We start from the raw sequence: 26,851 nt of genomic DNA on the forward strand, positions 1-26,851 counted from the left end.
CATGGGGGCCGGGCACGCGGCGGCCGTCCACGGATCGCTGTACCGGCCGGGCGACTCGCCCGTGCACACGCTGCCCGCGCAGTGCAAGATCGTGTCGGCGTGCGGCTTCATGCTCGTCGTGGCCGCCACCCCGGCCACGCCGCCGTGGGCGTTCGCGTGCCACGCGGCGCTGCTCGCCGCCGTCACGGCCGTCGCCCGGCTGCCCGCCGGGACCGTCCTGCGCCGGCTGGCGATCGAGCTGCCGTTCGTGGCGTTCGCGCTGCTGCTGCCGTTCGTGGCGCGGGGGCCGCGGGTGGACGTGTTGGGGCTGCCGCTGAGCGAGTCCGGCCTCCGGGACGCCGGGACGCTGCTGGCCAAGGGCACCCTGGGCGTCGCCGCGTCCGTGCTGCTCGCCTCGACCACCGGCCTGCGGGACCTGCTGCTCGGCCTGCGCCGGCTGCGGGTGCCCGCCCTGCTGGTGCAGATCGCCGCGTTCATGATCCGGTACGGGGACGTGGTCGCCGACGAGATGCGGCGCATGCGCGTCGCCCGCGAGTCCCGGGGCCACACGGCGCGGGGCGTGCGCCACTGGCGGGTGCTGGCCGCGTCCGCCGGGGCGCTGTTCATCCGCGCCTACGAACGCGGCGAACGCGTCCACCTCGCCATGGTCAGCCGCGGTTACACCGGCACCCTGCCCGACACCGGCGGCGTGCCGGGCGCGGCCGGCGCGAGCCGCGCGCAGTGGGCGTGCGCCGCCGCCCTGCCGCTGGCCGCGCTGGCGGTCCGCCTGACGACGGGAGGGGTGCCGCTGTGACGGTTCCCGGGACGGGTCCGTTCTCGCTGGAGGTCGAGGGGCTGGCCTTCGCCTACCCGGACGGACACCAGGCTCTACACAGCGTGGATCTGACGATACGTCAGGGCGAGCGCGTGGCCCTGCTCGGACCCAACGGGGCCGGCAAGACCACCCTCGTCCTGCACCTCAACGGCATCCTCGGCGGCGGCGCCGGGACGGTGCGGGTGGCCGGGCTGCCGGTGGCCGCGCCGCACCTCGCCGAGATCCGGCGCCGGGTCGGCGTCGTCTTCCAGGACCCGGACGACCAGCTGTTCATGCCCACCGTCCGGGAGGACGTCGCGTTCGGCCCGGCCACCGCCGGGACGCGCGGCGCCGCGCTCGACGCCTGCGTGCGCCGGGCCCTGGACCGGGTCGGCATGGCCGGCTTCGCCGACCGGCCCCCGCACCACCTGTCCTTCGGGCAGCGGCGGCGGGTCGCGGTCGCCACCGTCCTGGCCATGGAGCCCGAGATCCTGGTCCTCGACGAGCCCTCCTCCAACCTCGACCCCGCCTCCCGCCGCGAACTCGCCGACGTCCTGCGGAGCCTGGACGTCACCGTGCTGATGGTCACCCACGACCTCCCCTACGCCCTGGAGCTCTGCGAGCGGTCCGTCGTCCTCAGCGGCGGGACGATCGCCGCCGACGGGCCGACGCGGACGCTGCTCGGCGACGCGGAGCTGCTGCGGGCGCACCGGCTGGAACTCCCCTTCGGCTTCGACCCGCGGGCGGTCGCGGCGCGGCCCGGGCCGTGATCCGCGTCACGTTCGCGGATGACCGTCCACGGCCCGGCAAGACGTCAGGAAGGCGCCGGGGAGCGGGAACGCCCGGCCGCCCGCGCGCCGGCGGCGGGCGACCCGGTCGCCGGGGGGCGCCGGTCGCGATGCACCATGGAAGGACATGCACGCGAACGGACCGGTGGGGCCGGCGGGACCAGTGGGAGCAGAACAGCAGTGACGGACGTCCAGGGCACGGTGGCGGACGGTTTCGAACCGGTCCGGGACGCCTTCGCCGACAACTTCGCGCGCCGCGGCGAGCGCGGCGCCGCCGTGGTCGTCCACCAGGGCGGCCGGAAGGTCGTCGACCTGTGGGGCGGCACCCGGGACGTCGACGGCGGTACGCCGTGGACGCCGGGCACCGCGCAGATCGTGCGCTCCGCCACCAAGGGCGTCGCGGCGGCCGTGCCGCTGCTGCTGCACCAGCGCGGGCAGGTGGACCTCGACGCGCCCGTCGGCACCTACTGGCCCGAGTTCAAGGCCGCCGGCAAGGAGCGCGTCCTCGTCCGGCACCTCCTCGCGCACCGCGCGGGCGTGCCCGTCCTCGACACCCCGCTCACCCCCGAGCAGGCCCGCGACGGCGTCAGCGGCCCGCGCGCCGTCGCCGCCCAGGCGCCCGCCTGGGAGCCGGGCACCGACCACGGCTACCACGCCCAGACCTACAGCTGGACGGTCGGCGAACTCGTCCGGCGCGTCACCGGCCGCGACATCGGCGCGTGGATCGCCGACGAGATCGCCGCGCCCCTGGGACTCGACCTGTGGCTCGGGCTGCCGGAGGCCGAACAGCACCGCGCCGGACGCGTCGGCGACGTCGAACCGCCCGCCGGGACCGGCACGCCCGGCCTGCGCGTCCGCCCCAAGCAGGCCGTCTCCGACGCCTACCGCGACCCCGCGTCGCTCACCCGGCGCGCCTTCGCGGCCATCGACCCGCTGCCCGACGAGAACGACCCGGCCTACCGGGCCGCCGTGCTCCCCGCCTCGGCGGGCGTCGCCACGGCGGAGGCGCTGTCGCGGTTCTACGCGGCGCTCATCGGCGACGTGGAGGACGGCGGACGCCGGCTGTTCGCGCCGGCCACGCTCACCCTGGCCCGCAGCGAGGAGTCCGCCGGGCCCGACCGCGTCCTCATAGCCAACACCCGTTTCGGGCTGGGCTACATGCTGCACGGACCCGCCTCGCCGCTGCTCGCCGCCGGCTCCTTCGGACACCCCGGCCGCGGCGGCTCCCTGGCCTTCGCCGACCCCGAGTCCGGCATCTCCTTCGGCTACGTCACCAACGGCATGCAGAAGAACGTGACGGCCGACCCGCGGGCGCAGGCCCTGGTACGGGCGGTTGCCCGCGCGCTGGCGGGGTAGGGAACAGCCCCCGGACGGTGTGACCGGTGGTGCGAGAGGGGCTCCCATGACGCGACGGTTCGACGGCTGGTCCGTCCTGATCACGGGCGCCGGACGGGGCATCGGCGCCGCCACCGCCCTGCGGCTCGCCGGCGAAGGCGCCCGCGTCCTCGTCACGGACGCGGACGGCGACCGCGCCGAACGCACCGCCCACGCCATCCGCGAGGCCGGCCTCATCGCCGAGGCGCACATCTGCGACGTCACGGACCGGGAGGCCGTGGAAGCGGCCGTCGCCCACGCGGCCGACCGCTTCGGCGGCCTCGACGTCCTCGTCAACAACGCCCTCTCCTGCGGCCGCGACCCCGAGCACTTCGAGGACCACTCCGACGAGCTCTGGCAGCGCGACCTCGACGTCACCCTCGGCGGCGCCTTCCGCTGCTCCCGCGCGGCCCTGCCGCACCTGGCCGCCGCCGGCGGGCGCGGCGCGATCGTCAACATCGGCTCCGTCAACGGCGAGCAGGACTTCGGCAACCACGCCTACAGCGCGGCCAAGGCGGGCCTCGCCAGCCTCACCCGCACCCTCGCCGGCGAGGCGGCGGCGCGCGGCGTCCGCGTCAACCTCATCGCGCCCGGGACGGTGCACACGCCCAACTGGGACGGGCGGGAGGACGCTTTGCGGCGGGCCGCCGCGCATTATCCGCTGGGGCGGGTGGGGCGGCCTGAGGATGTCGCCGCCGCCGTCGCCTTCCTCGCCTCGCGGGACGCGTCGTGGATCACTGGGGTGACCCTTCCCGTCGACGGCGGGATCCTGGTGGCCAACGTCGGCCTGCGGGGAGCGCTTCGGGGGAGGTGAGGGGTGGGTGTGCCCCGGTCCCGCCCCTTCGCCGATTCCTGGGGGCGAGCCCCCAGACCCCCTTGTCCTCAAACTCCCCCAGAGGGGGTAGTCCCCAACGGGCTGACTGTTCAGCCCGTCCGGCGTTTGAGGACAACCGCGCGGAGCGCGGTTTCGGGGGTGCGGGGGCTGGCCCCGCAAGAAACGGCGAAAGGGCGGGACCGGGGCACCCACAACCGCCGGCCTCAACCGGCGTGCAACATCAGCCCTATCCCCGCCACCACCAAAGCCGCCGCCGCGACCCGCGGCGCACCAAAGCGCTCCTTGAAGAGGAGCGTCCCGATCGCCGCACCGACGATGATCGACGACTCCCGCAACGCCGCGATCGGCGCCAGCCGCCCCCGCGTCTGGGCCCACAGGACCAGCCCGTACGCCAGCATCGACATCAGCCCCCCGAGCAGCCCCCGCACCGCGTACGGCCGCGCCGCGGCGAGAGCGTCCCGCTTCCGGACCGCCAGGGCGTACAGCGGGACGGGCAGTCCCTCCAGCACCATCAGCCAGGCGGTGAAGCCCAGGGAGGAGCCGGAGGCGCGTACGCCCATGCCGTCGACGACCGTGTATCCGGCGATGGCGAGGCCCGTGGCCGCCGCCGCGCCGATCGCCGGCCACTGCGGGGGAGCGCCCGAGCCCCTGATGCCCCACAGGGCGACGCCGACCAGGCCGGTGGAGGCCACGCCCACCCCGGCCAGCTGCCAGCCGTCCGGCAGTTCGCCGGCGAGGACGGCCGCCAGGACGGTGACCGCCAGGGGCGCGGTACCCCGGGCGATCGGGTACGCCTGGCCGAAGTCGCCGAGGGTGAACGAGCGCATCAGCAGGGCCATGTAGAGCACGTGCAGCACGCCGGACACGGCCAGGTACGGCCAGGAGTCCGCGTCCGGTGCCGGGACGAACGGCAGCATCGCCAGCCCGCCGAGGCAGTTGCCCGCCCCGACCAGGGTGAAGGCCGTCAACTGGTCGCGGATGCCGTGGGCGATGGCGTTCCACCCGGCGTGGGTGACCGCCGCGGCCAGGACGGCGGCGATGACCAGCGGGGTCACGAGGCGGGGCCGTACGGGGAGTCGTGAGTGCGCATGCCCGCGACGCTAGTCCGGTCCGGCCGCCTTCTGCTGTCACCTCCGTCACTGTGCGCGGGGCCGGCCGGTCAGCCCGTCCGCAGCACCGCCGCCACCACCGGCCCCGCCGAGTCGCCGCCGTGGCCGCCCCGGGGGACGACCGCCGCCGCGGCCATGTCGTCGCGGTAGGCGGCGAACCAGCCGTTGGGCTGTGGCTGTTGGTCGATCTCGGCGGATCCCGTCTTGGCGCCTATGTCGCCGCCGAGGCCGGACATCGCCGTCCGTCCCGTCCCGGAGACGGCGGTCAGCCGCATCATTCCACGCAGCTCACGGGCCACCGTCGGGGGCAACGGGCGCGCGGCGTGCGCCTGTTGCAGGCCGAAGCGCTCGGGGTCCACCAGGTGCGGCTGGCGGAAGGTACCGTCGCGCACGGTGGCCGCGATCGAGGCCATGGTCAGCGGGTTCATCTGGACCGTGCCCTGGCCAATCATCGCCGCCGCCTTCCCGGCGGCGGTGTCGGACGGTATCCGGCCATCGAACGTGGTGACCCCGGTCTGCCACTCCTCCCCGCCGATGCCGAACACGTCCCGTGCCTCGGTGGCGAGGTCGTCGTCGGTGATGCGGCCGGCGAGCGAGACGAACGCGGTGTTGCAGGAGGCGGCGAAGTCCTGGGCGAAGGTGGCCCCGGGGTTCTCGCTCCGCTCTACGTTGTGGAACCGCTTGCCGTACGTCGCGTACCGGGGGCAGGGGAGCGGCTGGTCCGGCCGTGCCTTGCCGCGCTCCATCAGCAGCGCGGCGGTGACCATCTTCAGCGTCGAGCCGGGGGCGGTCCGTCCCAGCAGCGCCGCGTTGAAGCCGGCCCGCCGCGCGCCGGTGTCCGCGACGGCCAGGATCTCCCCGGTGCTCGGCCGGACGGCGACCACCGATGCCTCGTCCCGGGCGGCCACGGCCGCCTCGGCAGCCCGCTGTGCCCTCGCGTCCAGGGTCGTCCGGATCTCGGCCCGGCCGCCTTCGGCGACCACGTGCAGGACCTTCTCCGCCCCCTGGCCGGCCGGTCCGGCACCGCTCCCCGGCCCCTCGGCGCGTACCTCCACCCGCGGCCGGCCGTCGACCGCCTTCTCCCCGAACCGCTTGCGCAGCTCCGGCAGGATGCCCGCGAGCGAGGGGTACGTCCCGGCGTCCAGCGGCTTGCCCGCGCGGTCGGTGACCGTCACCGAGGCCCCCTGGGCGGGCCCGGTGGTGAGCGTCTCGCCGGCGGCCAGCCGGGGGTGCAGGACGGCCGGCCGCCAGTCGACGACGGCCCGCCCGCTTGTCCGGCCGCGCACCACGCCCAGCTTGGAGGGGTACGTCCAGGTGGTGGCGCGGCCCTTGTAGGCGATCTCGGCGGTGACGGTGAACGGCACCTCCGTCCCCGTGGCCGCACCCTGCCGGAATGTTGCCTTCCGGATGTGCGCGTCGTCGCGGTAACCGGTCAGCGCGGCCGACGCGGCCGGCGCGTTGTCGGTGAGGCCCGCGGCCTCCTCCACGTCACCGCGGGACCAGGCGGCCAGGAAGTCCCGTGCCGCCCGCTCCACTTCCGGTGCCGTCGGCGGACCCGTCCGGGCCGGCGCCGCCTCCCGGCGCGTACTCCGGTCCACGTCGTCCACCAAGGCGTACGCCGCGTACCCGGCGCCCCCCAGCGCCGCCGCGGCGACGACCGCCACCACGGCCTTCGCTCCCGTGCCCATCGTCCCCTCCCTCCCCGGCCGCGGCCCGGGCGGCCGCGGTCCCGTCACGGCTCAGCACATTACGGGAGGCCACTGACAACGCACCCGCGGTGACGGCGTGAGACGGACCACGAGCGAGTGCTCAAGACGCTTGTATAGCAAGGGGGATCGTCAGATCCAGGTGTCCAGCCACATCCGGTTCCGCCAGGCGTCCATCGGGATCGGCTGGCCGGTGTAGATCGGGAAGAAGTAGATGAAGTTCCAGACGATGAGCAGGAACAGCGCCCCCGCGCCTACCACCCCCGTCACCCTTCGGCGTTCCGACGCCCCCCGTGGCCCGCTGATCGCCCCGATCATCATGGCCACCGCCAGGCACAGGAACGGCACGAAGACCACGGTGTAGAAGTCGAAGATGGTCCGGTCCTGCCACTGGAACCACGGCAGCAGGCCCGCGGCCGTCCCGCACAGGATCGCGCCGGCCCGCCAGTCCCGCCGGAAGAACCAGCGGAAGAGGAGGTAGGCGAGGGCGAAGCAGGCGGCCCACCACAGCAGGGGCGTGCCCAGCGCCAGCACCTCGCGCGCGCACTTCCCCCCGGCGTCGGACGGGCAGCCGTCGATGCCGGCGGCGGGCGAGTCGTAGTAGTAGGAGACGGGACGGCCCTGGACCAGCCAGCTCCACGGGTTGGACTGGTAGGTGTGCGGCGAGTTGAGGGTGGTGTTGAACCGCCACACCTCGTGCTCGTAGTGCCAGAGGCTGCGCAGCGGGTTGAGGACGCCGGCGAGGAAGCCGTCCGTCCCGTAGCCGCCCTCGGTCTCCGCCCAGTGCCGGTAGTAGCCGCTGTGCTGCCAGCCCTGCGTCCGGCTGTAGCTGCCGCTGTTGGCGAACCAGCCCGTCCAGGTGGCCAGATAGGTCACGATCGCCACCGGCACCAGCGCCACGAACGCCCAGGGCGCGTCCCGCCGCAGCACCGTGCGCCACGGGCGGCGGGCCCCGGCGAGGCGGCGCGAGCCGACGTCCCACAGCACGACGAGCACCCCGAACGCCGCCAGGTAGACCGCGCCGTTCCACTTCGTCGCCGCCGCCAGCCCGAGGAACACCCCGGCGGCGATCCGCCACGGCCGCCACCCGAGCCGCAGGGTCCCCGCGGTCCCCGCGTCGGGGCGGACGTCGCCGGTCGCCGGGTCGCCGGGCAGCGCGGCGGCCAGCCGGGCCCGCGTGCGGTCCCGGTCGACCAGGACGCAGCCGAACGCCGCCAGCACGAAGAACATCAGCACCAGGTCGAGCAGCGAGGTGCGGCTCATCACGAACTGCATGCCGTCCACGGCCATCAGCGCGCCCGCGACGCAGCCCAGCAGCGTGGAGCGGAAGAGGCGGCGGCCGATGCGGCACAGCATCAGTACGGAGAGCGTGCCGAGCAGCGCGACCATGAAGCGCCAGCCGAAGGGCGTCAGTCCGAAGAACTGCTCGCCCAGCCCGATGACCCACTTGCCGGCCGGCGGGTGGACCACGTAGGACGGCACGTCGGCGATGTGGTCGTACCCGTCGACGATCCGCTGGTTGATGTCCTTGTCCTCGGGCCACTTGGCCTCGTAGCCGAACTTCCAGAGCGCCCAGGCGTCCTTTGCGTAGTACGTCTCGTCGAATATCACCGCCCGCGGGCTGCCCAGGTTGTGGAACCGCGCCAGCCCGGCGACCAGGGTGACCAGCAGCGGACCCAGCCAGCCCAGGGAGCGCGCGAGCAGCCGCGCGGGCCCCGGCCGCACGCCGAGCGCCTCCCACACGCCGGTGCCCGGCTCCCGGTACGGCGGCACGAGCCGCTCCCGCACGCCGGTGCGGCGCTCGGGCGCCGCGTATCCGAAGCGGCGCAGCCGGGTCTGCCACGGAGGCGGCTGTCCGGCCGCCGCGCGGCTCGGCCGGCCCTGGGTCGCGGTGTCACTGGTCACCGCGCCATCGTAGGGAACCGGCCGCCGTGGGCGCCGGGGAGCGCGCGGTCGCGGCCCGGCGCCCCGGGAGGCCGCGGGCGCGCCTGCGAGGATGGGGGCGTGACTGGAACGCTCGTACTCGCAGGAACCCCCATCGGCGACGTCGCCGACGCGCCGCCCCGGCTGGCCGCCGAGCTCGCCGCCGCCGAGGTGATCGCCGCGGAGGACACCCGGCGGCTGCGCCGGCTCACCCAGGCGCTGGGGGTGCACACCACCGGCCGGGTCGTCTCCTACTTCGAGGGCAACGAGTCCTCCCGTACGCCGGAGCTCGTCGAGGCGCTGACCGGCGGGGCGCGGGTGCTGCTGGTCACGGACGCCGGGATGCCGTCGGTCTCCGACCCCGGCTACCGGCTGGTGGCCGCCGCCGTGGAGCGCGGGGTGAAGGTGACGGCCGTCCCCGGGCCGTCCGCGGTGCTGACCGCGCTGGCCGTCTCCGGGCTGCCGGTGGACCGGTTCTGCTTCGAGGGCTTCCTGCCGCGCAAGGCCGGGGAGCGGCTCGGGCGGCTGCGCGAGGTGGCGGACGAGCGCCGCACCCTCGTCTACTTCGAGGCGCCGCACCGGCTGGACGACACCCTCGCCGCGATGGCCGAGGTGTTCGGCGGCGAGCGGCGGGCCGCGGTCTGCCGCGAGCTGACCAAGACCTACGAGGAGGTCCGGCGCGGCCCGCTGACCGAGCTGGCCGCCTGGGCCGCCGAGGGTGTCCGCGGCGAGATCACCGTCGTCGTGGAGGGCGCCCCCGAGAAGGGGCCGGGAGAGGTCGACGCCGACGAGCTGGTCCGCCGGGTCCGGGTCCGCGAGGAGGCGGGCGAGCGCCGCAAGGAGGCCATCGCCGCGGTCGCGGCCGAGGCCGGGCTGCCCAAGCGCGAGGTGTTCGACGCGGTCGTGGCGGCGAAAACCGCGGCGAAATCCGGCGGAGCCGGGAGATCCGGGGGCACCGGAGAAGGCGGGCCGGACGCCCGCTAGGGGCGGCCCCGGAAGCGGTAACGGAACGATTCTCACCGGTAACCGGAAGTGTTCTTCCCGAAGCCGGACGGGGACCGCTCCGGAACTCCCGGAACGCTCGGAAGCGCCCCCTCCGGGAATCCGGAAGCCCACCCCCGGCCGGTTTACCGGGAGGCACCCCTTCGGAACTGCGGAAACAGTCCGCCGGACCCCTGCGGGTGCCCGGAACCGCAGGTACCGGCCCCGGAATGGCCTGGACCGGAGCCCCCGGCCGGGCCCCTCGCGAAATGCCGGCCGCCGCGCCCCGCCGTAAAGTAAAGGGCTGGAGCGAAAAGCAAAGGTCAGACCTCGCTCCCGGGCTCTTCGGGCATGTAGCGGTTAAGTTTGCCCCAATTCGAGGAATGGGCTGCTGCGTCGACGCGGGAATGGGCGTTCCCTGGTTGTGGGACGTCCGATCCCGATGAACGTCCGAACGGACCGGGAAATGTCCGGAGGACAAGAGGAGCTGCCATGAGCGAGACCGCAGGGACCTCACGAGGCGTGGAGTCCGGCACCGCCATCCGCACCGCGACGGAGACCGGTGCGCCGGCCGTCCGGACGGCGCACGACACGGTGCACGAGTCCTACGCCTTCGCCTGCATGAGGTGCGCGCACAGCTGGGAACAGTCGTACGAAATAGAGCACCACGTGGACCACGAGGGCCGGCCCTTCGTCACGTACCACACGGACGGCGACCGTGTCCCGTCCCCGCTCACCCGCCCCACCTGCCCCAACTGCGGGGAGCACCTCGTCCGCATCATGCGCTCGGGGCAGGTCTCCCAGATCGCGGACGCCCTGCACCTGGCCTCCCGGACGACGGTGTCGCCGGCCTCCCCGGCCGGGCCGTTCATGAGCGGCGGCATCCCCGTCGGCAACGAGCAGCGGCGCGCCCCCCGGGAACCGCGGCACTGGCACCTCTCCGACCTGCTGCACCCCTTCCACCGCAAGTAGGCGGGTTGTCGGGGGCGGGGAACCCGACCCGGGCACGGCCCGGGGGCGGTCCCTAGAATCCCGACCATGGCGGCGAATGCATCGAACAGCGGCACGGCGGACGGCGGGCGGAAGAAGAACGACGAAAAGGACGTCCCTCCGCCCCCGCCGGCGCCGCTGAACGTGCCCGTGGCCGACTCGCACACCCATCTGGACATGCAGGGCGGCACGGTCGCCGGAGCACTGGCCAAGGCCGCCGCCGTCGGGGTCACGACGGTGATCCAGGTGGGGTGCGACCTGGCCGGTTCGCGCTGGGCCGCCGAGACGGCCGCCGCCCACGACGCCGTCTGGGCCACCGTGGCCCTGCACCCCAACGAAGCGCCCCGGATCGTCCTGGGAGATCCCGACGGCTGGTCCCGGCAGGGCGCCCGTGAGCCCGGCGGTGACGCCGCCCTCGACGCGGCCTTGGACGAGATCGACGCCCTGGCCGCCCTGGACCACGTCCGCGGCGTGGGGGAGACCGGCCTGGACTTCTTCCGTACCGGCCCGGAGGGCGTCGCCGCGCAGGAGCGCTCGTTCCGCCGGCATATCGCCATCGCCAAACGGCACGGCAAGGCCCTCGTCATCCACGACCGGGACGCGCACGACGACGTCCTGCGGGTGCTCGCCGAGGAGGGGGCGCCCGAGACGGTCGTCTTCCACTGCTTCTCCGGCGACGCGGCGATGGCCAAGGTCTGCGCCGAGGCCGGCTACTACCTCTCCTTCGCCGGGAACGTCACCTTCAAGAACGCCCAGCCGCTGCGCGACGCCCTGGCGGCCGCCCCCCTCGACCGGATCCTCGTCGAGACCGACGCGCCGTTCCTCACCCCCGTCCCGTATCGCGGACGGCCCAACGCGCCGTACCTCATTCCGGTCACTCTCCGGGCGATGGCCGCGGTGAAGGGCGTGGACGAGGACGCCCTGGCCACGGCGGTCGCGGCGAATACCGCACGCGCGTTCCAGTACTGACCCCCGGATCCCGACGACACAGGGTGACGGGCGGGCTTGGGAGAGTCACCCCCGCTCCGCTACAGTCCCGGTCCCGTCAGTCCGGACCCAGTGGAGTGTCGTGAGCCATCCGCAGGGCAGCCCCCACGCCGCGCGCCGCGGTGCGGCCGAGCCGCCGCCGTACGGGCCGTACGCGCCCCACGGCGACTACGGCCAGCCCGACCCGTACGGGCCCCACGGGGGCCTGGGCGGGCACGGGCTGGGGAGCCGGCCCGGCCAGGGGCAGGGCCAGGGCGGCTCCGGGACGTACGCCGGCTACGAGGCGTACGTGCCCCGGCAGACCTCCGCGCCGCCCGGTACGGCCGCGCCGCCGCCCTCCGCCACGGTGCTCACCGGCGTCGTCCACCCCTCGTACGACGGTCACCCGTACGAGGGGTACGCGCCCGCCGTCGCCGTCCCCTCCGCGGAGGACGAACCGGAGGACACCTTCCGGAGCGGCCCGTTCAGCGCCCTCGACGACGAGCCCGACGGCGAGCCCCCCGACGACCTCCACGGCGAGACGCCGCCCCCCGGCCGGGCGAGCGCCCGCAGGGCCGGGCGCCGCAAGCGGGCCGCGCGGGCGGCCCCCCGGCAGGGCGGCGACCCGCTGCGCCGGCTGCTCCCGCAGGCCCTGGTGGTCGCCTTCCTGGCCGGCGGCACCTCCGCGTTCGTCGCCGGCGACAAGGCCGTCCAGCTCAGCGTCGACGGCACCCCGCGCACCCTGCACACCTTCGCGGACGACGTCGAGGAGCTGCTGGCCGACGAGGGCATGGCGGTCGGCGAGCACGACATCGTCGCCCCCGGCCGCCATCACGACCTGGCCTCCGGGGACCGGGTCATCGTCCGCTACGGCCGCCCGGTCACCCTCACCCTCGACGGCGAGCGCCGCCAGGTGTGGACCACCGCCCGGACCGTGGACGGCGCCCTGCGTCAGCTCGGCGTCCGGGCCGAGGGCGCCTATCTGTCCGCCTCCCGCTCCGCGCCCATCGGCCGGCACGGCCTGAACCTGGACGTCCGCACCGAGCGGACCCTCACCTTCATGGCCGACGGCCGCACCCGCACCATCCGCACCAACGCCGCGACCGTCCGCGAGGCCATCGCCCAGGCCGGGATCACCCTCGACGGCGAGGACACCGCCTCCGTCGACCCCGACAGCTTCCCGCGCGACGGCCAGACCGTCTCGATCATGCGCATCACCGGCGGCCGCGAGGTCCGCGAGGTGCCGATCGACTTCACCACCGAGCGCCACGACGACCCCCACCTCGCCAAGGGCACCGAGGTCGTCGCCCAGCGCGGCGAGAAGGGCGTCGAACGCATCACCTACGCGCTCCGCACCGTCAACGGCGTCCGCCAGAAACCGCGCAAGATCTCCTCCGAGATCGTCCGCAAGCCCCGCACCCAGATCATCAAGGTGGGCACCAAGAAGCTGCCCAGCACCGTGCAGGGCGCGGAGGGCCTGAACTGGCACGGACTCGCCCAGTGCGAGGCCGGCGGGCGGCCGGACGCGGTGGACCCGTCGGGCACCTACGGCGGGCTGTACCAGTTCGACGTCGGCACCTGGCAGTCCCTCGGCGGCAGCGGACGGCCGCAGGAGGCCAGCGCCGAGGAACAGACCCTGCGCGCCAAGAAGCTCTACGTGCGCCGGGGGGCGAGCCCGTGGCCCGTGTGCGGCCGTAAACTTCACGGGTGAGCTCCAGCCCCAGCACAGACGAGTCCGGCGCCCTGCTCGGCCCCGCCGACATCCGCGAACTGGCCGCCGCCCTCGGGGTGCGCCCCACCAAGCAGCGCGGTCAGAACTTCGTGATCGACGCCAACACGGTCCGGCGCATCGTCCGCACCGCCGAGGTGCGCCCCGACGACGTGGTCGTCGAGGTCGGCCCCGGCCTGGGGTCGCTGACGCTCGCCCTGCTGGAGGCCGCCGACCGGGTCACCGCCGTCGAGATCGACGACGTCCTGGCCGCGGCCCTGCCGTCGACCATCGCCGCCCGGCTCCCCGACCGTGCCGACCGCTTCGCACTCGTGCACAGCGACGCCATGCGCGTCACCGAACTGCCCGGCCCGCCGCCCACCGCGCTGGTCGCCAACCTCCCCTACAACGTCGCCGTCCCCGTCCTGCTGCACATGCTGGAGCGTTTCCCCAGCATCGAGCGCACCCTCGTCATGGTCCAGGCCGAGGTCGCCGACCGGCTCGCCGCCCCGCCCGGCTCCAAGGTGTACGGCGTCCCCTCGGTCAAGGCCGCCTGGTACGCCCACGTCAAGCGGGCCGGCGCCATCGGCCGCAACGTCTTCTGGCCCGCCCCGAACGTCGACTCCGGCCTCGTTTCCCTCGTCCGCCGCGCCGAGCCCATCGCCACCACGGCGACCAGGGAAGAGGTCTTCGCGGTCGTCGACGCGGCCTTCGCCCAGCGGCGCAAGACGCTGCGCGCGGCGCTCGCCGGGTGGGCCGGGTCCGCGGCGGCGGCGGAGGCGGCGCTCGTCGCCGCCGGGGTCTCGCCGCAGGCGCGCGGCGAGTCGCTGACGGTGGACGAGTTCGTGGCCATCGCCGAGCACAAGGCGGGCTGAGCGGGGGCGGGCGGAGCCCGCTGCCCGAGCGCTCCGGGGGAACGCAGTACGGGCCGGGCCCGCTGCCCGGCCGCCTCCGCTCCATATGATCCGCCTCTACCGCCGTTCCCGACCCGAGGAGCCGTCCTCCGTGACCGCGCAGTCCGTCACCGTCCGTGTCCCCGCCAAGGTCAACGTCCAGCTGGCCGTCGCCGGCCCGCGCGCCGACGGCTTCCACAACCTCGCCAACGTCTTCCTCGCCGTCTCGTTGTACGACCGCGTCACCGCGACACCGGCCGACGAACTGCGGGTGACGTGCTCCGGCCCCGACGCCGGCCAGGTCCCCCTCGACACCTCCAACCTCGCCGCCCGCGCGGCCCTCGCCCTCGCCGAGCGCCACGGACGCGAGGCGCGCGTCCACCTGCACATCGACAAGGACATCCCCGTCGCCGGAGGGATGGCGGGCGGCAGCGCGGACGGCGCGGGCGCGCTGCTCGCCTGTGACGCCTTGTGGGGGACGGGGGCGTCGCGGGACGAACTCCTGGACATCTGCGCGGAGTTGGGCAGCGACGTGCCGTTCAGCCTGCTCGGCGGGGTCGCGCTCGGCGTCGGCCGCGGCGAGCGGCTGACGCCGCTGGAGGCGGGCGGGACGTTCCACTGGGTCTTCGCCGTCGCGGACGGCGGGCTGTCCACGCCGGCCGTGTACGCGGAGTGCGACCGGCTGCGCGCCGCGGCGGGGACGGATCCCGGGCCCGAGCAGCCTGCGGCTTCCGCCGCGCTGCTCGACGCTCTGCGGTCGGGGGATGCGGGTGCGCTGGCCGCCGCCGTCTCCAACGACCTGCAGGACGCGGCTGTTTCGCTGCGGCCGTCGCTCGCGGAGGCTCTTTCGGCCGGGGCGGCGGCCGGGGCGCTCGCGGCGATGGTGTCCGGGTCGGGGCCGACGACCGCTTTCCTCACGAAGAACGCGGAGGAGGCGGAGACGGTCGCCGCGGCGTTGCGGGCGTCGGGCACGTGCCGGGCGGTGCGGGTGGCGTCGGGGCCGGTGGCGGGAGCCACCGTGGTGGGGTGAGCCCCGGCCCCTCCCTTTCACCGTTTCTGCGGGGGCGAGCCCCCGCACCCCCGAAGCGCGCTGCGCGCGCTGTCCTCAAGCGCCGGACGGGCTGATTTCAGCCCGTCCGGCGCTTGAGGACAAAGGGGGTCTGGGGCGCGGCCCCAGGAAACGGCGAAGGGGAGGGACTGGGGAAAACCCCACCCCTCACCCACCCGCTGCTCCCATGGGCCGAGCCCGCCCCGAAACCTACCGTTGCGGGAATGACCGGCAAGCTCGCCCTCCGCTCCCTCCGCCACAGAACCCCCGCCTTCCTCGCCACCTTCCTGGCCCTCCTCATCGGCGCCACGATCGTGATGGCCTGCGGCGGCCTGATGGAGACGGGCATCCGCAACAACGTTCCGCCGCAGCGCCTGGCCGGGGCGCGGATCCTGGTCACGGGTGACCGGGTCCACCACCAGCCGGGGGAGAAGAAGCAGCGGGTGCTCGCGGAGCGCGTGGAGCTGCCGGCCGGGCTCACCGGCAAGGTCGAAGCCGTGCCGGGGGTCCGGGCGGCTGTCGGGGAGCGGACGTTCGACGTCGCGCTGCCGGACGGGGGCGGGACGGCGGAGGCGCACGGGTGGGAGTCCGCGGCCCTCACTCCGTACGCCCTCGCGGAGGGTGCCGCGCCCCGCCGCGGTGAGGTCGTCCTCGACGCGGCCCTCGCCCGGCGCGCCCGGGCCGGGGCGGGCGACCGCGTCCGTGTCGTGGCGCATGGCGGCGCGGCCGAGTACCGGGTGAGCGGCGTGGCCCGGCCGGCCGCCGGGCGGGACGTGCCGCGGCGGACGCTGTTCTTCTCGGCGCCGGACGCCGACCGGCTGTCCGCGCACCCGGGCACGGTCGCCGACATCGCGGTGGTCACCGAGTCCGGCGCGGACGCCGGCGCCGTCCGCAAGGGGGTCAAGGCGGCGTTGGACGGGCAGCCGGTCACCCTGCTGACCGGTGACGACCGGGGTGCGGTCGAGCACCCCGAGGTGCTCACGGGCGGCGAGGATCTGGTCGCGATCTCCGGGGTGTTCGGCGGACTGGGCATCACCGTGGCGATGTTCGTCGTGGCCGGCACGGTCGGGCTGTCCGCCCGGCAGCGGTTCCGCGAGCTGGCCCTGCTGCGGGCCGTCGGCGCCACGACGGGCCAGATCCGCCGGCTGCTGCTCGGCGAGACGCTGCTGATCGCCGTGTTCGCCGGGGCGGCCGCGTGGCCGGCGGGTCCCGCGCTGGGCCGGTGGCTGTTCGGGCGGATGACCGACACGGGCATGGTGGCGGAGACCGTCGAGTTCAGCCAGGGCTGGATCCCGGCCCTGCCCGCGTACGGCTCCCTCCTGCTGACGTCCGTCGTCGGCACGCTCGTCGGCACCCTGCGGGCCGTGCGCGCCAAGCCGGTCGAGGCGCTGGGCGAGGCCGCCGCGCCGCAGCGGTGGTTCCACCCCGTGCGGCTGGGGCTGGGGCTGCTGTTCCTGGCCGGCGCCACCGCCCTCGCGCTGGTCACCGCGCTTGTCCTGCGCGGCCCGGTGGCGGCGAGCACGGCCGGCCCGACGGTGATGTGCTGCGTCATCGGCCTGGCGCTGCTGGGGCCGTGGTTCGTGAAGCTCGTGAGCGTCCTGCTGCACTGGCCCGTGCGCCTGCTGACCGGCGCGTCCGGCCGGCTGGCCGCCCTCAACTGCCGGGCGAGCGCGCTCCGTACGGCCGCCGTCGCCACCCCGGTGATGCTGGCGACGGCGATCACCACCGGCATGCTCTACCTCCAGACCAGCGTGGCGGCCGCCACCGACCGGGAGTTCACCGGGAACCTGCGGGCCGACGCGGTGCTCACCTCGGCGGCCGGCGGCATCGACCCCGCGCTGGTGGCCACCGTGCGCGGGCTGCCCGGCGTCGCCGCCGCGAGCGCGTCCGTCACCAGCACGGTGTTCACCGAACGCCCGCACGACGGCGGGGAGAACAAGCGCGGCACGACCCTCCAGGGCGTGGACGCCGAGGGGGCCGGGCAGGTTCTCGCGATCCGGCCGACCGCCGGCCGGCTGGCCGACTTGAAGGGGAACGCCGTCGCGCTCCCCGAGGCCGCCGCCCGCCGTATGCACCGAGGGGTCGGCGACACCATCGGGCTGCGGATGGGCGACGGCGCCTCGGTGGACGTCCGGATCGTGGCCCTCTTCCCGGCCCGCGAGGGCTTCGAGACGGCCCTCGCCAGCACCACGCTGCTCGCCCCGCACACCACCACCGGGCTGCCGGCGCAGATCCTGGTCAAGGCCGCCCCCGGCGTCCCCGCCGAGCGGCTCACCGACGAGCTGGGCCGGCTGGTGGCCCGGCACCCCGGGCTCAAGGTCAGCGACCGGGACGAGGTGACGGCCCGGCGCGCGGAGAACACCCGCACCCAGATGTGGGCGAACTACCTCATCGTGGGCATGCTCGTGGCCTACACCACCCTCGCCGTCGTCAACTCGACGGTCGTCGCGGTCGGCGCCCGCCGCCGGGAGTTCGCCCTCCAGCGGCTCACCGGAGCCACCAAGGGCCAGGTGCTGCGGATGATGGCCGTCGAGAGCCTGTACGTCGCCGCGGTCGGGCTGATCCTCGGCACCCTCGCGGCGGCCACCACGCTCGTCCCGTTCAGCCTGTCCGTCTCCGACACCTGGCAGCCGTCCGGGCCCGCCTCGATCTACCTGGCGGTGGTGGCCGCCGCCGGGGCCGTCACGCTCGTCTCGACGCTCCTCCCCACCTGGGCCGCGCTGCGTGCCCGGCCCGTGGAGGCGGCGAAGGCGTGACGGGGAAGACTCCCCGGCCGGGGTCCCCCGCGGGCGTGGGATCCTGAAGGGAGGACCACAGGGCTCCTGAAGGGGAGACCGCGGAGCGAGGAGCGGAATGGCAGCCAACCTGGTCAATCTGGAAGCCGTCGACAAGGTGTACGGCACCCGTGCGCTGCTCGACGGCGTCTCCCTCGGCGTCAACGAGGGCGACCGGATCGGCGTGGTCGGCCGCAACGGCGACGGCAAGACCACCCTGATCCGCATCCTCGCCAAGCTGGAGGACGCCGACAAGGGCCGCGTCACCCACGCGGGCCACGTGCGCCTCGGCGTCCTCACCCAGCACGACTCCCTCGACCCCGAGGCCACCGTCCGGCACGAGGTCATCGGCGACCTCGCCGACCACGAGTGGGCGGGCAACGCCAAGATCCGCGACGTGCTCACCGGCCTCTTCGGCGGCCTCGACCTGCCCGGCTTCCCGCAGGGCCTGGACACCGTCATCGGCCCGCTCTCCGGTGGCGAGCGGCGCCGCATCGCGCTCGCCAAGCTGCTGATCGCCGACCAGGACCTCATCGTCCTCGACGAGCCCACCAACCACCTGGACGTCGAGGGCATCTCCTGGCTCGCGAGCCATCTGCGGGCGCGCCGCTCGGCGCTCGTCTGCGTCACGCACGACCGCTGGTTCCTCGACCAGGTGTGCACCCGCATGTGGGACGTCCAGCGCGGCACCGTCCACGAGTACGAGGGTGGCTACAGCGACTACGTCTTCGCCCGCGCCGAGCGCGAGCGGATCGCCGCCACCGAGGAGGCCAAGCGGCAGAACCTGATGCGCAAGGAGCTCGCCTGGCTGCGCCGCGGCGCCCCGGCCCGCACCAGCAAGCCGCGCTTCCGCATCGAGGCCGCCAACGAGCTGATCGCCGACGTCCCGCCGCCGCGCGACACCACCGAGCTGATGAAGTTCGCGAGCTCCCGGCTGGGCAAGACCGTCTTCGACCTGGAGAACGTGACCGTCCAGGCCGGCCCCAAGGTCCTCATCGAGCACCTGACCTGGCAGCTCGGCCCCGGCGACCGCATCGGCCTCGTCGGCGTCAACGGCGCCGGCAAGACCTCGCTGCTGCGCACCCTCGCCGAGGCCGCCCGGACGGAGGGCGAGAAGCAGCCCGCGGCCGGCAAGGTCGTGGTCGGCAAGACGGTCAAGCTCGCCTATCTGTCGCAGGAGGTCGCCGAACTCAACCCGGCGCTGCGGGTGCTGGAGGCCGTCCAGCAGGTGCGCGACCGCGTCGACCTCGGCAAGGGCCGGGAGATGACCGCGGGGCAGCTGTGCGAGAAGTTCGGCTTCACCAAGGAGAAGCAGTGGACGCCCGTCGGCGACCTCTCCGGCGGTGAGCGCCGCCGCCTCCAGCTGCTGCGGCTGCTGATGGACGAGCCCAACGTCCTCTTCCTCGACGAGCCCACCAACGACCTCGACATCGAGACCCTGACCCAGCTGGAGGACCTGCTCGACGGCTGGCCCGGGTCGATGGTCGTCATCAGCCACGACCGGTACTTCGTCGAGCGCACCACCGACCGGGTGTTCGCGCTGCTCGGCGACCGCTTCCTGCGGATGCTGCCGCGCGGCCTCGACGAGTACCTGGAGCGGCGGCAGGCCGTCCTCGACGCGGCGGCGCCCGCCGCCCCCGCGGCCGCCGCGGCCCCGGTCAAGCAGAAGAGCGCGGGCGACGCCCGGGCCGCCAAGAAGGAGCTCCAGAAGATCGAGCGCCGGCTCGACAAGGTGAGCGAACTGGAGGCGAAGCTGCACGAGCGCATCGCCGAACAGGCCACCGACTTCGAGGCGGTGGCCAAGCTCGACGCCGAGCTGCGCGAACTCGCCGCGGAGCGCGAGGAGCTGGAGATGCGCTGGCTGGAACTGGCCGACGACGTGTGACGGGTGGGACGGATGGTGGGACGGGTGGCAGGGTGTGCGTGAGGCGGCGCCCGCCCTCCGTCGACGCCACACACGTCCCCCATCGAAGCCACAACGGTCTCGTCACAGCCCGGTATCGGTGGCTCCGCACCTCAGGCGGCCCTCCCTGCCCCGGCGGCGCAGAGTGATACAAAGAACCCCCGCTCGCCTGCCGCTCACTGGCGGGATCCGCACCCGATGCGCTCCTTCCCGATGGCCGCCCGCCACCGGGATCGCGGGGGAGGCCGGTCGGGCCGCGGCTTCCCGCGCGTAAAGAGGAAAGCCGATGTCACAGCCGCCCAAGCCGCCTCAGCCACCGCAGGGGGTGCCCCCGGAGCAGCCGGCCGGAGGCTTCGGCGCGCCCCAGGACCCCACCCCGACGGCCGCGGAGCCCCAGGACCGCCCCGGGCCCACGCCCACGCCCACGGTTTTCGCACCGGGCGCACCGGCGCCCGCGGCGCCGTCCGCGGCGCCGGGCTTCGGCGCTCCGCAGGGCACCGCGCCCGGGTTCGGCGCCCCGCCGGCCATGCCGCCGCGGCCGCAGGACCAGCCGCCGGCCGCGCCGCCGCAGGGCGGGCCCGCGTACGGCTACCCGCAGGCGCCCCCACCGCCGCCGGCTGCCCCCCAGGCTCCGTCCGCGCCCCCCGGCGCGCCGCTCGCTCCGCCGCCGGGCGCTCCCCAGCCGCCGCCTCCGCCGGGGGCGCCGCACACCCCGTCGTTCCCGGCGGGCGGTTACGGCTACCCGGGCCCGGCCGGACCGGGCGCCCCCACGCCCGTCCAGCCGTTCCCGCAGTACGGGGGCGGTGGGTACGCGCCGCCGCCCGCGCCGTCCGGTGGCGGCTCCAAGAAGCGGATGACGGTCATCGTCAGCGCCGTGACCGCGCTGGTGCTCGCCGTCGGCGGTGGCGTCTGGTACGCCACCCAGGGCGGCGACGACAAGGACGACAAGCCCACCAACTCCGCCGACAAGGGCGGGAAGCAGGAGCAGGGCAAGGAGACCGGCGGCAAGGGCGGGTCCGAGGACCAGAAGCCGAAGGACGGCAAGCTCCTCTTCGGGGCCGACCAGCCGGTGGTCGACGACAGCCGGTCGGCGGCCGGCATGTGGGTCACCGACAAGGTCTTCGCCAAGAGCGACCTCGACAAGGTCGTCGGCTACGGCCTGTCCGGCGGCAAGCAGTGGGAGATCCCGCTGCCCGGCGACATCTGCTCGGCGCCGAAGCACGTCACCGAAGACGGCAAGACGGCCGTGGTCGTCGAGGAGTCGCCGCCGTCCGCCAGCAACCGCTATGGCGGCCCGTGCAATCAGATCGTGGCCCTGGATCTGAACAACGGGAAGAAGTTGTGGCAGAAATCCATCAAGGTCGGTGACCGAACGGTCCAGTTCGATGAGGTCACCGTCGGCGGCGGCACCGTCGCGGCCGGCAGCATCCAGGGCGGCGCCGCCTGGACGATGGACGGCAAGGAGCTGTGGAAGCCCAAGCCGGAGGACCTCTGCAAGGACGACGGCTACGGCGGCGGCAGCAAGCTCGTCGCGGTCCGGCGCTGCGGCGACTACGAGCGCCCGCAGATGAAGATCCAGACGCTGGACCCGGTGTCCGGCAAGGCCAAGTCCACCTTCAACCTGCCGAACGGCGTCGACGGCGCGCACGTGGTGTCGACCGACCCGCTGGTCATCGGCGTCAAGGTGGGCGACCACAGCGGCACCGGCGTCTCGGACTTCATGGCCATCGACGACAGCGGTTCGGACGGCAAGCTGCGCAGCAAGATCTCCACGGAGAACGGCAAGTACCAGCCGCGCTGCTCGTCGAGCGGCGTCGAGTCCTGCTACAAGCTGGCCGTCGGCAAGGACAAGCTCTACCTGCCCACCGACGATCACCAGACCGGCAAGTCCGGCGAGGTCGGCCGCGTCAACGAGATCGTCGCGTTCGACCTAGCCAGCGGGCAGACGAAGGGCAAGGCCGACGGCCGCGTGAGCTCCACGCTGGTGCCGATCGGCGTGGAGAAGGACGGCGCGGTCATCGGCTACCAGACGGCGGGCTGGCGCAACGGCGGCACGGTGGTGAGCATCGACCCGCAGACCTTCGCCACCAAGGTGCTGCTGAAGAACCCCGTCGCCACCCAGCAGACCGAGAACCAGATCTCGCCCCTCTTCGAGCAGGCGATCTGGGCGCAGGGCCGGCTCTACCTGGGCCGCAAGTACCTGCACAAGCCGAGCCCGTTCGCGGGCGGCAAGGAGTACGTCGCCATGATCTGGGGAGCCGAGTGAGAGGCCGAGTCCGCCGCTGAACGGTCACGTGGACGGTCGTTCGGGCGATCGTTCGAACGGTCACTTCCGCCACGGGAGTTGATCACTTAGCGAGCACTCCACGCCGTATCCCTGTCCATCACGCGTACATGCCTGAACGATCCGTTTCAGACGCGAAGTACACGTGATTGACAGGGATTTCGGCATTCCGGGGGACTTCTCACGAGTAGGGGGCGCGGAACGTCGAACAAGCGTGTAGCTTCCGGGGGCAGAGGGCGACGAGAGACGTACGCGGGCGACAGGGGGGCAGCGCATGGGCGTGCGGCTCATGGTGGTCGACGACCACCGGCTGCTGGCCGAGGCGCTCGCCTCGGCGCTGAAGCTGCGGGGGCACCGGGTGCTGGCCGCGGCGGCGCCGAGCGCGGGAGCGGCCGATCTGGTGGTGAGCCGGGCACCTGAGGTGTGCCTGCTCGGGACCGCCGCCCCGGCGGAGCCCGGGGCCTTCGACCCCGTGGTCCGGATCAAACGCGAGCGCCCGCAGGTCGCCGTCGTGGTGCTCGGCCCGGTGCCCAGCCCGCTCGGCATCGCCGCCGCCTTCGCCGCCGGCGCCTCCGGGTACGTACGGCACAACGAGCGCATCGAGGGCGTCGAGCGCGCCATGATGAAGGCCCGCGCCGGCGAGGCCGCGGTGGAGCCCCAGCTCCTCCAGGGCGCCTTCGCCGAACTGCTCAACCCGGCCGCCCAGCCCGACGACGAGGGCGCCCGGCTGCTCCAGCTGCTGACCCCGCGCGAGGTCGAGGTGCTGGTCCGGGTGGCCGAGGGTGAGGACACCCGGCTGATCGCGGCCGGGATGGGCATAGCGCCCAGCACCGCTCGGACGCATGTGCAACGGGTGCTGATGAAGCTCGGCGTGGGCTCCCGGCTGGAGGCCGCCGCCCTGGCGGCCCGCACGGGCCTCCTCGACCGCGCGGCCGGCGGCCGGACGCCGCCCGTGCCGGCCCCGGCCGTCGCCCGGGGCGCGGTGGGCCGCCAGGGCCCGTAGGGGCGCGGCGGTACGGGCGGGCGCCCGCTCCCCGCGGCCTGGCGGGCCGCCGGGCGTGGGCGGCCGGTGGTGCTTGGGCAGTACGGGCGCGAACCCGGCCCCCGTTCGCGGCACGGCGAGCCGCCGACCGGCCGTGGCCGGCGGGACCGGTGTGCCGGGCGGTACGAGCGGGCAGAGTGCGGACATGAAGAGAACGGCCACCCGGCTCGCCGACGGCCGCGAGCTGTTCTATTACGACGCCCGGGACGACACGGCCCGCGACGCGGTGGACGCCCGGGGCTCCGGCCGGGACGGTGCGGGGCCGGGGGCCGGTCTGGCGGGCCCGGATTCGCGGGCCGATCCGTCAGGTCCGGATCCGGGGACCGATCCGTCAAGCCCGGGGCCAGGGGCCGATCCGTCAGGTCCGGACCCCCGGGCCGACCCGCCAGGTCCGGCTCCGGGCGGCGAGGCGGGCGCGCAGGACGGCGCCGCGACGGGCCCCTCCGCCGCCGGCCCGGCCCGTACCCGCCTACCGTCGTCCGCGCCGGCCGCCTCGTACCCGCCCGGCGGCGGCGCGGAGCCAGGGCCCGGGGCGGTGGATGCCATGGACGCGGTCCACGACGCCGGGACGGCCCGTCGGCCGGCCCCGGACCCGGCCGCACCGCGCGGCATCGCCGACGGCGACGGGCCGCACCCCGCCCCCGCCGGCCGCGGCAGCGAGCTGCGCGCCGATCCGCTGCTCGGCGACACCGTCGTCATCGCCGCCCACCGCCAGGGCCGCACCCACCGCCCGCCGCCCGACGCCTGCCCGCTCTGTCCCTCCCGGCCCGGCCGGCCCACCGAGATTCCCGACGCCGACTACGAGGTCGTGGTCTTCGAGAACCGCTTCCCGGCCCTCGCCGGGCCCGAGGGAGGGCGTTGCGAGGTCGTCTGCTTCACCGCCGACCACCACGGTTCCGCCGCCGCGCTGGACGACGAACGCGCCGCCCTCGTCCTCGACGCGTGGACCGACCGCACGGCCGAGCTGTCCGCCCGCCCCGGCACCGCCCAGGTCTACTGCTTCGAGAACCGCGGCGCGGAGATCGGCGTCACCCTCGCCCACCCGCACGGCCAGATCTACGCGTACCCCTTCGTCACCCCGCGCACCGAGCGCGCCCTCGCCTCCCTCGCCGCGCACCGCGAGCGCACGGGCGGCCGGAACCTGTACGACGACGTCGTGGCCCGCGAGGAGGCCGACGGGCGCCGCGTCGTCCTCGCCGGGGAGCACTGGACGGCGTTCGTCCCGTACGCCGCCCGCTGGCCGTACGAGGTGCACCTGTATCCGCGGCGCCGGGTGCCGGACCTGACCGCCCTCGGCCCGGCGGCCCGGGCCGAGCTGCCGGGCGTCCACCGGGAGCTGCTGCGCCGCTTCGACCGCCTGTTCGGGCCGGGCGCGCCGCCGACCCCGTACATCTCCGGCTGGCACCAGGCGCCCGTGCGCCACCCCCTCAGGAGTGAATTCGCGCTCCACGCCGAGCTCTTCACCGTCCGCCGGGCTCCCGGCAAGCTCAAATTCCTCGCGGGTTCCGAGTCCGGCATGAACGTGTTCGTCAACGACGTGCCGCCGGAGACCGCGGCGGAGCGACTGCGAGAGGCGGCAACCGGATGAACATGAGGACGTGCCTGGTCACGGGGGGCGCCGGCTATATCGGCAGCGTCGTCGCGGCCCATCTGCTGGCCGCCGGGCACCGCGTGACCGTGCTCGACGACCTGTCCACCGGCCACCGCGACGCCGTCCCGCAGGGCGCGCGCTTCATCGAAGGGCGTGTGCAGGACGCCGCGCGCTGGCTGGACGGCTCGTACGACGCCGTCCTGCACTTCGCCGCCTGCTCGCAGGTGGGGGAGTCCGTCGCGGCCCCCGAGAAGTACTGGCGCAACAACGTCGGCGGCAGCCTCGACCTGCTCGACGCCATGCGGAACGCGGGCGTCCGCACCCTCGTCTTCTCCTCCACCGCCGCCACCTACGGCGACCCGCCGGACCCCGTCCCGCTGACCGAGACGGACGCCACCGCCCCCACCAACCCCTACGGCGCCACCAAGCTCGCCGTCGACCACATGATCGCCGGGGAGTGCGCGGCGCACGGCCTCGCCGCCGTCTCGCTGCGCTACTTCAACGTCGCGGCCGCGCACGGCCGGTACGGCGAGCGGCACGCCCCGGAGACGCACCTGATCCCGCTCGTCCTCCAGGCGGCCCTCGGCGAGCGTGCGGAGATCACGGTGCACGGCGACGACTACCCCACCCCGGACGGCACCTGCGTCCGCGACTACCTGCACGTCAGCGACCTGGCCGAGGCGCACCTGCTCGCCCTGGACGCCGCCCGCCCCGGCGAGCACCTGATCTGCAACCTCGGCAACGGCAACGGCTTCTCCGTCCGCCAGGTCGTCGAGACCGCCCGCGCGGTCACCGGCCGGCCGCTCCCGTGCCGCACGGGCCCGCGCCGGCCCGGCGACCCGGCCGTCCTCGTGGCGTCCGCCGAGCGCGCCCGCGAGGTGCTCGGCTGGAAGCCCCGGCGGCCCGAGCTGGCCGGGATCATCGCGGACGCCTGGGAGTTCGCCCGCCGTGCGGAGCCGCGGTGAACCCCACGGCGGGGTTCCGGGCGGTCTACGGCCGCGCGCCGGACGGCGTCTGGTCGGCACCCGGCCGCGTCAACCTCATCGGCGAGCACACCGACTACAACGACGGCCTGGTGCTGCCGACGGCCCTGTCCCGGCGCACCCGGGTGGCCGCCGCCGCGCGGCCGGACGGGCTGCTGCGGCTGCACTCCGCGCGGGCCGACGGCGGGGTGGTGACGCTGGAGCCGGCCGCGCTCGTCCCGGGGCGGATCCGGGGCTGGGCCGCCTACCCGGCGGGCGTCGTCTGGGCGCTGCGCTCGGCGGGCCTGGCCGTGGGCGGGGCGGACCTGCATGTAGAGAGCGACGTGCCGCAGGGGGCCGGCCTCTCCTCGTCCGCCGCCCTGGAGGTCGCGACGGCGCTCGCCGTCACCGGCGTCCACGGTCTCGCGCCGGAACCGGCCGAACTGGCCCGGCTGGCACGCCACGCGGAGCACGCCTTCGTCGGCGTCCCCTGCGGGATCATGGACCAGACGGCCGCCGCCCGCTGCCGCGCCGGGCACGCGCTCCACCTCGACACCCGCGATCTCACCGTCCGCCACCTGCCGTTCGACCCGGCCGCGCACGGGCTGCGGCTGCTCGTCGTCGACGTCGGCGCCCGGCACGCGCTCGCGGACGGCGCCTACGCGGCGCGCCGCGCCGCGTGCGAGGCGGGCGCGCGGGCGCTGGGCGTACGCGCCCTGCGGGACATCGCGCCCGCGCAACTCCCGGATGTGCTCGGAACGTTGGCACCCGAGCTGCGTCCGGTGGTCCGGCACGTCGTCACGGAGAACGAGCGGGTGGCGCGGGTGGCCGCGCTGCTGGCGGCCGGGGAGCTCCGGGCGGCCGGGCCGCTGCTCACGGCCGGGCACGCCTCGCTCCGCGACGACTTCGCCGTCTCTTGCCCGGAGCTGGACCTGGCGGTCGACACCGCCCGCGCGGCGGGCGCGCTGGGCGCCCGGATGACCGGCGGGGGCTTCGGCGGGTCGGCCATCGCGCTGGTGGCGGAGGAGCGGGCGGAGGCGGTGGCCCGGGCCGTCGACTCCGCCTTCGCGTCCGCCGGGTTCGGGGCGCCCGCCGTCTTCGCGGTGACGGCGGGCGAGGGGGCGCGGCGGGACGCCTGATCGCGGCGGCTCCGGAACGGCATGATCGGACGGCTGATCGGG

At 75.0% G+C, this 26,851-nt stretch carries 20 protein-coding genes; 17 read left to right on the plus strand and 3 right to left on the minus strand.

Features of this window, described 5'->3' with window-relative positions:
• The first annotated feature begins 1 nt into the window (after nt 1).
• The 4 genes from cbiQ (at nt 2) to K7I03_RS19545 (ending at nt 3,769) form a co-directional block, all read left to right on the plus strand.
• On the plus strand, nt 2-793 hold the full coding sequence (cbiQ, locus tag K7I03_RS19530) for a cobalt ECF transporter T component CbiQ (protein WP_185942637.1): 792 nt from the start codon (nt 2-4) through the stop codon (nt 791-793).
• Complete coding sequence (locus K7I03_RS19535) at nt 790-1,563, plus strand: energy-coupling factor ABC transporter ATP-binding protein (RefSeq protein WP_185942638.1); 774 nt, start codon at nt 790-792, stop codon at nt 1,561-1,563. The genes cbiQ and K7I03_RS19535 overlap by 4 nt, the downstream gene beginning before the upstream one ends.
• Nucleotides 1,564-1,761: 198 nt before the next feature.
• Nucleotides 1,762-2,937, plus strand: a complete 1,176-nt coding sequence (locus K7I03_RS19540) for a serine hydrolase domain-containing protein (RefSeq protein ID WP_185942639.1) — start codon at nt 1,762-1,764, stop codon at nt 2,935-2,937.
• A gap of 46 nt (nt 2,938-2,983) precedes the next feature.
• Entirely contained in the window at nt 2,984-3,769 is a 786-nt protein-coding gene (locus K7I03_RS19545) for an SDR family NAD(P)-dependent oxidoreductase (RefSeq protein ID WP_185942640.1), read from the plus strand.
• Between the two features lie 224 nt (nt 3,770-3,993).
• Here K7I03_RS19545 and K7I03_RS19550 read toward each other — a convergent pair whose 3' ends face one another.
• The 3 genes from K7I03_RS19550 to K7I03_RS19560 form a co-directional block, all read right to left on the minus strand.
• Nucleotides 3,994-4,845 carry an EamA family transporter gene (locus K7I03_RS19550; RefSeq protein WP_185942641.1) on the minus strand — a complete coding sequence of 284 codons (852 nt, stop codon included), beginning with the start codon at nt 4,843-4,845 and terminating at the stop codon, nt 3,994-3,996.
• Nucleotides 4,846-4,949: 104 nt separating this feature from the next.
• Complete coding sequence (locus K7I03_RS19555) at nt 4,950-6,587, minus strand: penicillin-binding transpeptidase domain-containing protein (RefSeq protein ID WP_185942642.1); 1,638 nt, start codon at nt 6,585-6,587, stop codon at nt 4,950-4,952.
• Nucleotides 6,588-6,737: 150 nt separating this feature from the next.
• Nucleotides 6,738-8,510, minus strand: coding sequence for a dolichyl-phosphate-mannose--protein mannosyltransferase (locus tag K7I03_RS19560; RefSeq protein WP_185942643.1), 1,773 nt, complete (start codon nt 8,508-8,510; stop codon nt 6,738-6,740).
• A 99-nt stretch (nt 8,511-8,609) separates the two neighbouring features.
• On the opposite strand from K7I03_RS19560, the gene rsmI reads away from it, so the two are divergent.
• From rsmI to galK, 13 genes are all read left to right on the plus strand, one after another.
• On the plus strand, nt 8,610-9,512 hold the full coding sequence (gene rsmI, locus K7I03_RS19565) for a 16S rRNA (cytidine(1402)-2'-O)-methyltransferase (protein ID WP_185942644.1): 903 nt from the start codon (nt 8,610-8,612) through the stop codon (nt 9,510-9,512).
• A gap of 489 nt (nt 9,513-10,001) precedes the next feature.
• Nucleotides 10,002-10,481, plus strand: coding sequence for a hypothetical protein (locus K7I03_RS19570; RefSeq protein ID WP_221902930.1), 480 nt, complete (start codon nt 10,002-10,004; stop codon nt 10,479-10,481).
• Nucleotides 10,482-10,547: 66 nt separating this feature from the next.
• On the plus strand, nt 10,548-11,468 hold the full coding sequence (locus K7I03_RS19575; RefSeq protein WP_185942645.1) for a TatD family hydrolase: 921 nt from the start codon (nt 10,548-10,550) through the stop codon (nt 11,466-11,468).
• Nucleotides 11,469-11,568: 100 nt separating this feature from the next.
• Nucleotides 11,569-13,176, plus strand: coding sequence for a resuscitation-promoting factor (locus K7I03_RS19580; protein WP_185942646.1), 1,608 nt, complete (start codon nt 11,569-11,571; stop codon nt 13,174-13,176).
• A complete protein-coding gene (gene rsmA / locus K7I03_RS19585) occupies nt 13,173-14,048 on the plus strand; it encodes a 16S rRNA (adenine(1518)-N(6)/adenine(1519)-N(6))-dimethyltransferase RsmA (RefSeq protein WP_185942647.1) in 876 nt (291 codons plus the stop codon). Before K7I03_RS19580 ends, rsmA begins: the two co-directional genes overlap by 4 nt.
• 85 nt (nt 14,049-14,133) lie before the next feature.
• Nucleotides 14,134-15,096 (plus strand): 4-(cytidine 5'-diphospho)-2-C-methyl-D-erythritol kinase, encoded by a 963-nt coding sequence (locus tag K7I03_RS19590; RefSeq protein WP_185942648.1) that lies wholly within the window; start codon nt 14,134-14,136, stop codon nt 15,094-15,096.
• Between the two features lie 242 nt (nt 15,097-15,338).
• The gene (locus K7I03_RS19595; protein WP_185942649.1) at nt 15,339-17,870 is read left to right on the plus strand and encodes an FtsX-like permease family protein; all 2,532 of its coding nucleotides are present in this window, start codon (nt 15,339-15,341) and stop codon (nt 17,868-17,870) included.
• A 97-nt stretch (nt 17,871-17,967) separates the two neighbouring features.
• Nucleotides 17,968-19,773 carry an ABC-F family ATP-binding cassette domain-containing protein gene (locus tag K7I03_RS19600; RefSeq protein ID WP_185942650.1) on the plus strand — a complete coding sequence of 602 codons (1,806 nt, stop codon included), beginning with the start codon at nt 17,968-17,970 and terminating at the stop codon, nt 19,771-19,773.
• Nucleotides 19,774-20,077: 304 nt separating this feature from the next.
• Nucleotides 20,078-22,057, plus strand: a complete 1,980-nt coding sequence (locus tag K7I03_RS19605) for a PQQ-binding-like beta-propeller repeat protein (protein ID WP_185942651.1) — start codon at nt 20,078-20,080, stop codon at nt 22,055-22,057.
• 292 nt (nt 22,058-22,349) lie between these two features.
• Nucleotides 22,350-23,078 (plus strand): response regulator transcription factor, encoded by a 729-nt coding sequence (locus tag K7I03_RS19610; protein ID WP_185942652.1) that lies wholly within the window; start codon nt 22,350-22,352, stop codon nt 23,076-23,078.
• 583 nt (nt 23,079-23,661) lie between these two features.
• Complete coding sequence (gene galT, locus K7I03_RS19615; RefSeq protein ID WP_224347459.1) at nt 23,662-24,705, plus strand: galactose-1-phosphate uridylyltransferase; 1,044 nt, start codon at nt 23,662-23,664, stop codon at nt 24,703-24,705.
• Entirely contained in the window at nt 24,702-25,673 is a 972-nt protein-coding gene (gene galE, locus K7I03_RS19620; protein ID WP_185942653.1) for a UDP-glucose 4-epimerase GalE, read from the plus strand. The genes galT and galE overlap by 4 nt, the downstream gene beginning before the upstream one ends.
• Complete coding sequence (gene galK, locus K7I03_RS19625; RefSeq protein ID WP_185942654.1) at nt 25,670-26,809, plus strand: galactokinase; 1,140 nt, start codon at nt 25,670-25,672, stop codon at nt 26,807-26,809. The genes galE and galK overlap by 4 nt, the downstream gene beginning before the upstream one ends.
• The last annotated feature ends 42 nt before the right edge of the window (nt 26,810-26,851 follow it).

This window comes from Streptomyces mobaraensis (assembly GCF_020099395.1).
Lineage (GTDB): Bacteria > Actinomycetota > Actinomycetes > Streptomycetales > Streptomycetaceae > Streptomyces.

Coding starts and splice junctions, on each gene's coding strand:
- cbiQ (WP_185942637.1), top strand. CDS start 2: ATGGGGGCCGGGCACGCGGCGGCCGTCCACGGATCGCTGTACCGGCCG.
- K7I03_RS19545 (WP_185942640.1), top strand. CDS start 2,984: ATGACGCGACGGTTCGACGGCTGGTCCGTCCTGATCACGGGCGCCGGA.
- K7I03_RS19555 (WP_185942642.1), bottom strand. CDS start 6,587: ATGGGCACGGGAGCGAAGGCCGTGGTGGCGGTCGTCGCCGCGGCGGCG.
- K7I03_RS19570 (WP_221902930.1), top strand. CDS start 10,002: ATGAGCGAGACCGCAGGGACCTCACGAGGCGTGGAGTCCGGCACCGCC.
- K7I03_RS19575 (WP_185942645.1), top strand. CDS start 10,548: ATGGCGGCGAATGCATCGAACAGCGGCACGGCGGACGGCGGGCGGAAG.
- K7I03_RS19590 (WP_185942648.1), top strand. CDS start 14,134: ATGATCCGCCTCTACCGCCGTTCCCGACCCGAGGAGCCGTCCTCCGTG.
- K7I03_RS19595 (WP_185942649.1), top strand. CDS start 15,339: ATGACCGGCAAGCTCGCCCTCCGCTCCCTCCGCCACAGAACCCCCGCC.
- K7I03_RS19600 (WP_185942650.1), top strand. CDS start 17,968: ATGGCAGCCAACCTGGTCAATCTGGAAGCCGTCGACAAGGTGTACGGC.
- K7I03_RS19605 (WP_185942651.1), top strand. CDS start 20,078: ATGTCACAGCCGCCCAAGCCGCCTCAGCCACCGCAGGGGGTGCCCCCG.
- K7I03_RS19610 (WP_185942652.1), top strand. CDS start 22,350: ATGGGCGTGCGGCTCATGGTGGTCGACGACCACCGGCTGCTGGCCGAG.
- galT (WP_224347459.1), top strand. CDS start 23,662: ATGGACGCGGTCCACGACGCCGGGACGGCCCGTCGGCCGGCCCCGGAC.
- galE (WP_185942653.1), top strand. CDS start 24,702: ATGAACATGAGGACGTGCCTGGTCACGGGGGGCGCCGGCTATATCGGC.